The organism is Streptomyces sp. NPDC006283 (genome assembly GCF_040613325.1).
Lineage (GTDB): Bacteria > Actinomycetota > Actinomycetes > Streptomycetales > Streptomycetaceae > Streptomyces.
Window position 1 is genome coordinate 1 of sequence record NZ_JBEXRZ010000291.1, and the last position, 7,540, is coordinate 7,540.

The window sequence follows — 7,540 nt, forward strand, 5'->3', positions numbered from 1 at the left end:
GGGTCCTGAGCCTGGAGCATGGTGCCCATCGCCCCGTCGGCCACCACCACCCGGGTGGCGAGCGCGTGGCGCAGGGCGTCGATACGGGTCCGGCTGTCAGCGGAGGGGGTCGGCAACGAGGCCATGGATGTGCTCCCTGGGATGCGACGGCTGTCGGCTTTGCGGCTTCCGGGGGGAAGGCGCACGCAGCCAGCGTAGCCGTGCAGGCCCTTCGGGGGCGGAGGCGTCCCACGGGCCGGACGGCAGCGGGGCCCAGCGGCTTTTTCACAGGCCCTCGGGCGCGAGATACTCGGTCCGCCGTGACCAAGGTCGACATCGACCGATAGTGTTCAGCATTGTCGAACAGCATGAAGAAGGGCCGATCCGATGGCGAAGAACATCCAGTCGCTCGAGCGCGCGGCTGCCATGCTGCGGCTGCTCGCGGGCGGTGAGCGGCGTCTGGGCCTGTCGGACATCGCGTCGTCGCTGGATCTCGCCAAGGGTACGGCCCACGGCATCCTGCGCACCCTCCAGGCGGAGGGTTTCGTCGAGCAGGACGCCGCCTCCGGCCGCTACCAGCTGGGGGCGGAGCTCCTGCGGCTCGGCAACAGCTACCTCGACGTGCACGAACTGCGGGCCCGCGCCCTCGTCTGGACCGACGACCTCGCCCGTTCCAGCGGCGAGAGCGTCCACCTCGGCGTCCTGCACCAGCACGGCGTGCTGGTCGTGCACCACGTCTTCCGGCCCGATGACAGCCGGCAGGTCCTTGAGGTGGGGGCCATGCAGCCGTTGCATTCCACGGCCCTCGGCAAGGTCCTGGCGGCCTACGACCCGGTGGCGCACACGGAGGCGCTGGAGGTCGAGCGCAAGGCCTTCACGCCGAAGACGGTCACCGACCCCGAGGGCTTCGAGTTGCTGCTCGACCACACCAGGGCCCGCGGCTGGGCGGCCGATGTGGAGGAGACATGGGAGGGCGTGGCCGCCGTCGCCGCCCCGATCCACGACCGGCGCCGCATGCCGGTGGGGGCGGTCGCCATCACGGGCGCCGTCGAGCGTGTGTGCAACGGCGGAGAGCTGCGTTCCGAGCTGGTGGCGGCGGTGCGGGACTGCGCTCGCGCGGTTTCCAGGGACCTCGGCGCCGGGCGCTTCTGATCGCCGCGGCGCATCATCGGTAACGATCCGGTTTTCGCCCGACACAACCCTTGACGTCATGTTTATCGGAGGGCAAAACTGCCGTTCACCGGTCGGCATTGTCGAACAGCTAACGGCAATACGCGCTAGAGTGTGGCAACGCCAGGCCGGGAGAACGCCCTCTGCTGAGGGCGCGGACCACCGGAGGGACCCGGGGTTCGCCTTCCCCCTGGACGAAGGACAAAGGAGTCGCGGGTGTCCAACTCCGACATCTTCATCGGCGAGATCATCGGTACCGCCGTTCTCATCCTGCTCGGTGGTGGCGTCGTCGCCGCCGTCGTGCTCAAGCGCTCGAAGGCACAGAACGCCGGCTGGCTGGCCATCACCTTCGGGTGGGGCTTCGCGGTCCTGACCGCGGTCTACATGACCGGAACCCTTTCCGGTGCCCACCTCAACCCGGCCGTCACCCTCGGCATAGCGATCAAGGACAACGACTGGGGCACCGTCCCCGTCTACGTCGCGGGCCAGCTCCTCGGCGCCATGATCGGTGCGGCTCTCGTCTGGGTCGCCTACTACGGCCAGTTCCACGCGCACCTCACGGACCGCGAGATCGTTGGCGACCCGGCCGACAAGGCCGTCGAAGGCCCGCACGCGGAGGGCAGCGGCAAGGCCGGCCCCGTGCTCGGCGTCTTCTCCACCGGCCCCGAGATCCGCAACGTCTGGCAGAACCTCGCGACCGAGATCATCGGCACGGCCGTGCTCGTTCTCGCGGTGCTGACCCAGGGCCTCAACGACAGCGGCAAGGGCCTCGGCCCCCTCGGCGGTCTGATGGTCGCCCTCGTCGTCGTCTCCATCGGTCTCTCGCTCGGCGGCCCCACCGGGTACGCCATCAACCCCGCCCGCGACCTGGGCCCGCGCATCGTGCACGCCCTGCTCCCGCTGCCGAACAAGGGCGGCTCCGACTGGAGCTACGCCTGGATACCCGTTGCCGGTCCTCTGATCGGTGCGGCCGTCGCCGCGGGTATCTACAACATCGCGTTCGCCTGAGCCGTTCGAGCATCACGAGCCGTATACACGACAGACCCGAGCAGGAGCAGACCGTGACCGACGCACACACCACCGGCCCGTTCATCGCGGCCATCGACCAGGGCACCACCTCCAGCCGCTGCATCGTCTTCGACAAGGACGGCCGGATCGTCTCCGTCGACCAGAAGGAGCACGAGCAGATCTTCCCGAAGCCGGGCTGGGTGGAGCACGACGCCGCCGAGATCTGGACCAACGTCCAGGAAGTCGTGGCCGGCGCCATCGAGAAGGCGGGCATCACCTCCGCCGACGTCAAGGCCATCGGCATCACCAACCAGCGCGAGACGACGCTGCTGTGGGACAAGAACACCGGTGAGCCCGTCCACAACGCCATCGTCTGGCAGGACACCCGTACCGACGCCCTGTGCAAGGAGCTGGGGCGCAACGTCGGCCAGGACCGCTTCCGCCGTGAAACCGGCCTGCCGCTTGCCTCCTACTTCGCCGGACCCAAGGCCCGCTGGCTGCTCGACAACGTCGAGGGCCTGCGCGAGCGTGCCGAGCGCGGTGACATCCTCTTCGGCACCATGGACTCCTGGGTCATCTGGAACCTGACCGGCGGAGTCGACGGCGGAGTCCACGTCACCGACGTCACCAACGCCTCGCGCACCATGCTGATGAACCTCCACACCATGGAGTGGGACGACAAGATCCTGCAGTCCATGGAGGTCCCGGCCGCGATCCTGCCGGAGATCCGGTCCTCCGCCGAGGTGTACGGCCTTGCCAAGGGCGGCGCCCTGGACGGCATCCCGGTCGCCTCCGCACTCGGCGACCAGCAGGCGGCCCTGTTCGGCCAGACCTGTTACTCGAAGGGTGAGGCCAAGTCCACGTACGGCACCGGCACCTTCATGCTGATGAACACCGGTGACGAGCCCGTCAACTCCTACAACGGCCTGCTGACCACCGTCGGCTACCGCATCGGCGACCAGAAGGCGGTGTACGCCCTCGAGGGTTCGATCGCCGTCACCGGCTCGCTGGTGCAGTGGATGCGCGACCAGATGGGCCTGATCAACTCGGCCGCCGAGATCGAGACCCTCGCGTCCTCGGTCGAGGACAACGGCGGCGCCTACTTCGTGCCGGCCTTCTCCGGTCTGTTCGCCCCGTACTGGCGCTCCGACGCCCGCGGCGTGATCGCCGGACTGACCCGGTACGTCACCAAGGCGCACATCGCCCGCGCCGTTCTCGAGGCCACCGCCTGGCAGACCCGAGAGATCACCGACGCCATGACGAAGGACTCCGGCGTCGAGCTGACCGCTCTCAAGGTCGACGGCGGCATGACCTCCAACAACCTGCTGATGCAGACCCTCTCGGACTTCCTGGACGCACCGGTCGTGCGCCCGATGGTCGCCGAGACGACCTGCCTCGGCGCTGCCTACGCCGCCGGCCTGGCCGTCGGCTTCTGGCCGGACACCGACGCGCTGCGCGCCAACTGGCGCAGGGCCGCCGAGTGGACCCCCCGCATGGACGCTGACAAGCGTGACAGCGAGTACAAGAGCTGGCTCAAGGCCGTGGAGCGGACCATGGGCTGGCTCGACGAGGAAAACTGACGAGGAGCAAGAATGACCACCCTGCAGAGCGTCCCCGCCCCTGGGACGCACCCGGCCTCCGGCTCGGCTGTGTCTTCCCTCAAAGCAGCGGGCCGCGCCGAAACTCGGGAGCAGCTTTCCAAGGCGACGTACGACCTCCTGGTGATCGGCGGCGGCATCCTGGGCATCTCCACCGCCTGGCACGCCGCGCAGTCCGGGCTGCGGGTGGCCCTGGTGGACGCCGGCGACTTCGCCGGCGCCACCTCCTCCGCCTCCTCCAAGCTCCTCCACGGCGGTCTGCGCTACCTGCAGACCGGCGCGGTGAAGCTGGTGGCGGAGAATCACTTCGAGCGGCGCGCGGTCTCCCGCCAGGTGGCCCCGCACCTCGCCAACCCGCTCACCTTCTACCTCCCCGTCTACAAGGGCGGGCCGCACGGCGCGGCGAAGCTCGGCGCGGGCGTCTTCGCCTACTCGGCGCTCTCCGCCTTCGGTGACGGCGTCGGCCACGTCATATCGGCGGCGAAGGCACAGCGGGACGTGCCGGAGCTGCGTACGGAGAACCTCAAGGCCGTCGCCGTCTACGGCGACGACCAGATGAACGACTCGCGCATGGCGCTGATGACGGTCCGCGCGGCCGTCGAGTCGGGCGCGACCGTCCTCAACCACGCCGAGGTCACCGGGTTGCGCTTCACCCGGGGCCGGGTGACCGGCGCGGAGCTCAAGGACCGTACCGACGGCACCGAGTTCGGCGTCACCGCCCGCCTGGTGCTCAACGCCACCGGCCCCTGGGTCGACCACCTGCGCAGGATGGAGGACCCGGAGGCGGCCCCGTCGATCCGGTTGTCCAAGGGTGCGCACCTGGTGCTCAAGCGCACCTCGCCGTGGAGGGCCGCGCTCGCGACGCCGATCGACAAGTACCGCATCACGTTCGCCCTGCCGTGGGAGGACATGCTGCTGCTCGGCACCACCGACGAGGAGTTCGAGGGCGACCCGGCGGACGTCGCGGTCAACGACAGGGACGTCACGCAGATCCTGGACGAGGCCGCGTTCTCGATCCGGGACCAGCAGCTGTCCCGGGACCTGATCACGTACTCGTTCGCGGGTCTGCGCGTGCTGCCCGGCGGGCCCGGCGACACGTCCAAGGCCAAGCGCGAGACAGTCGTGACCGAGGGCCGCGGCGGGATGCTGTCGGTGGCCGGCGGCAAGTGGACGACCTTCCGCCACATCGGCCGTACGGTGATGAACAAGCTGGCGACCCTGCCGGGTCGCCCGCTCGCCGAGGACATGGAGCCGATCGCGCACCTGCCGAAGAAGCTCCCGCTGCCCGGCATCGCCAACCCGAACGCGGTGGCGCACCGCCTGCTGGTCGACGGGGGCACCCCCGGCCCGCGGATGGCGGCCGACACGGCCCGGCACCTCGCCACCCACTACGGCTCGCTGTCGTTCGACATCGCCCGCCTCGCGAACGAGGACCCGGCGCTGGCCGAACGCATCCACCCGGACGCGCCGGAGATCTGGGCACAGGTCGTGTACGCCCGCGACCACGAGTGGGCCGAGACGGCGGACGACGTACTGCGCCGCCGTACGACGCTGACGATCCGCGGTCTCGCGACGGACGAGATCCGCGGCCGGGTCGAGGACGTGCTGGGCCGCAAGGCCTGATCCGGTTCGTTTCCTGTCACGCACGAGGGCGGCCCTGCCGGGGCCGCCCTCGTTGTACGCTCAGACATCCGATGTCTGTGGTTCCGTGTGGTGATGGGGCGACGCCATGGCAGTGACCGACGAGGCCATCGAGAAGATCAAGGGGATGATCGTCTCCGGCGCTCTGCGCCCCGGCGACCGCCTGCCCAGGGAGAGCGAGCTCGCGGCCGAACTCGGCCTGTCCCGCAACTCGTTGCGCGAGGCGGTGCGTGCGCTGTCGCTCATCCGCATTCTCGACGTACGCCAGGGCGACGGCACGTACGTCACCAGCCTGGAGCCTCAACTGCTGCTGGAGGCGCTGAGCTTCGTCGTCGACCTCCACAGCGACGACACGGTGCTGGAGTTCCTCGCCGTGCGCCGCATCCTGGAACCGGCCGCCACGGCGATGGCGGCGAGCCGGATCTCCGCTGCCGAACTGGACGCGCTCGACGCGCAGCTCGACGCGCTCGGCACCGAACCGTCGGTCGAGGAACTCGTCGCGGCGGACCTGGACTTCCACCGATGCATCGCCCGGGCGTCGGGCAACGCGGTGCTCCGCTCACTGCTGGACGGCCCCTTCGGGCCGACGACGCGCGCTCGCCTCTGGCACGGCGTCACCAAGGAGGACGCGGTCAGCCGCACGCTCCGCGAGCACCGGGCGATCCTGGCGGCGCTGCGCGACGGGGACGGGGAGGCGGCGCGGTCGTGGGCGACGGTGCACGTGGCAGGCGTCGAGCAGCTGCTCCGCTCCCTCCTGTAGCGCCTCGAGGTTTTCGCGACACAGCTCGGATGAATCCCGAGGGTTCCGTGCCCGGCGCTCCGATGTTTGTGCGACCGCACCCAAGTTCACCCAGCCGTGCACGGGGGCTGCGGTGCGGGACGGGGAAAGCCGTAAGGTTGGGGCGTACGAAAGGGAACTTCGGAAGGAGGCACTGGGTGATCGAGCTCGAGGGGGTGCCCGAGCTGATCGACCCGGTCATGGTGGCCGCGTTCGAGGGCTGGAACGACGCAGGCGACGCCGCCTCCACCGCGGTCGCACACCTGGACCGGGAATGGAAGGGCGAGGTGTTCGCGGCGCTCGACGCCGAGGACTACTACGACTTCCAGGTCAACCGGCCCACGGTGTGGCTGGACGGCGGAGTACGGAAGATCACCTGGCCCACCACACGGCTCTCCGTGGTCCGGATCGGCGGTGACAAGCCTCGCGACCTCGTACTGGTCCGGGGCATCGAACCGTCCATGCGATGGCGCTCGTTCTGCAACGAGATCCTGGGCTTCGCCCATGAACTGGGCGTCGAGATGGTGGTGATCCTGGGCGCGCTGCTCGGCGACACCCCGCACACCCGCCCGGTCCCGGTCAGCGGAATCACCTCGGATCCGGACCTGGCGCGAACGATGGACCTCGAGGAGACCCGGTACGAGGGGCCGACCGGCATCGTCGGCATCCTCCAGGAGGCGTGCACCCATGCCGGCGTGCCGGCCGTGAGCCTGTGGGCGGCTGTGCCGCACTACGTCTCGCAGCCGCCCAACCCCAAGGCGACGCTGGCCCTGCTCAACCGGCTCGAGGACCTCATCGGCGTGCGTATCCCGCTGGGCGAACTCGCGGAGGACGCCCGGGCCTGGCAGCTCGGAGTCGACCAACTGGCCGCCGAGGACAGCGAAGTAGCCGACTACGTCCAGACCCTGGAAGAGGCCCGCGACACCGCGGAACTGCCCGAGGCGTCCGGTGAGGCCATCGCCCGCGAGTTCGAGCGGTACCTTCGCCGGCGTGACGGCGGGGGGCCCGGCGGTCACGCGACGGACGGCGGTGAGGGCAGCTCGTATCTGCGCGACCCGGCCGGCGGCCGCACCAAGCCCCCGCTGCCTCCGAAGCCGGAGACGGGCACGGGCACGCCCGCGGAGTCCGGCGGCGACGCGGAGCGGGAGCAGCGGCCGCCGCGCGCCGCGGACAGCGGTGAAGACGGTGACGGCGAACATGACAGCCGCGAGGACGACGACAGCGGCGACGGTACGCCGGGGCCGTCGGAGAGCTGAGCCGCAGGGAGTACTGACCTACCTGATCACCGGCGGCACGGGAGGCATCGGACGCGACCTCGCCCGCCGGCTCACCGCCACCCCCGGCACCCGCGTCGTCGTGTGCGGCC

Annotated in this window: 6 protein-coding genes; all 6 read left to right on the forward strand. The window is 70.2% G+C overall.

Going from position 1 to position 7,540, the window contains the following annotated elements; all coding sequences use genetic code 11:
- Window positions 1-366: 366 nt before the first annotated feature.
- The 6 genes from ABZ070_RS33885 to ABZ070_RS33910 all read left to right on the forward strand — a co-directional run bounded on the left by ABZ070_RS33885 (window position 367) and on the right by ABZ070_RS33910 (window position 7,430).
- The gene (locus tag ABZ070_RS33885; RefSeq protein ID WP_356639624.1) at window positions 367-1,131 is read left to right on the forward strand and encodes an IclR family transcriptional regulator; all 765 of its coding nucleotides are present in this window, start codon (window positions 367-369) and stop codon (window positions 1,129-1,131) included.
- A 234-nt stretch (window positions 1,132-1,365) separates the two neighbouring features.
- On the forward strand, window positions 1,366-2,157 hold the full coding sequence (locus ABZ070_RS33890) for an MIP/aquaporin family protein (protein WP_356639626.1): 792 nt from the start codon (window positions 1,366-1,368) through the stop codon (window positions 2,155-2,157).
- Window positions 2,158-2,210: 53 nt separating this feature from the next.
- Window positions 2,211-3,737, forward strand: coding sequence for a glycerol kinase GlpK (glpK, locus tag ABZ070_RS33895; protein ID WP_356639628.1), 1,527 nt, complete (start codon window positions 2,211-2,213; stop codon window positions 3,735-3,737).
- A 12-nt stretch (window positions 3,738-3,749) separates the two neighbouring features.
- The gene (locus ABZ070_RS33900) at window positions 3,750-5,378 is read left to right on the forward strand and encodes a glycerol-3-phosphate dehydrogenase/oxidase (protein ID WP_356639630.1); all 1,629 of its coding nucleotides are present in this window, start codon (window positions 3,750-3,752) and stop codon (window positions 5,376-5,378) included.
- A gap of 106 nt (window positions 5,379-5,484) precedes the next feature.
- A complete protein-coding gene (locus ABZ070_RS33905) occupies window positions 5,485-6,156 on the forward strand; it encodes a FadR/GntR family transcriptional regulator (protein ID WP_356639632.1) in 672 nt (223 codons plus the stop codon).
- A gap of 176 nt (window positions 6,157-6,332) precedes the next feature.
- Entirely contained in the window at window positions 6,333-7,430 is a 1,098-nt protein-coding gene (locus ABZ070_RS33910; protein WP_356639634.1) for a PAC2 family protein, read from the forward strand.
- Window positions 7,431-7,540: the final 110 nt, after the last annotated feature.

Excerpts from the sequence above, each read along its gene's own strand:
- ABZ070_RS33905 (WP_356639632.1), top strand. The coding sequence starts at position 5,485 with ATGGCAGTGACCGACGAGGCCATCGAGAAGATCAAGGGGATGATCGTC.
- ABZ070_RS33900 (WP_356639630.1), top strand. The coding sequence starts at position 3,750 with ATGACCACCCTGCAGAGCGTCCCCGCCCCTGGGACGCACCCGGCCTCC.
- ABZ070_RS33885 (WP_356639624.1), top strand. The coding sequence starts at position 367 with ATGGCGAAGAACATCCAGTCGCTCGAGCGCGCGGCTGCCATGCTGCGG.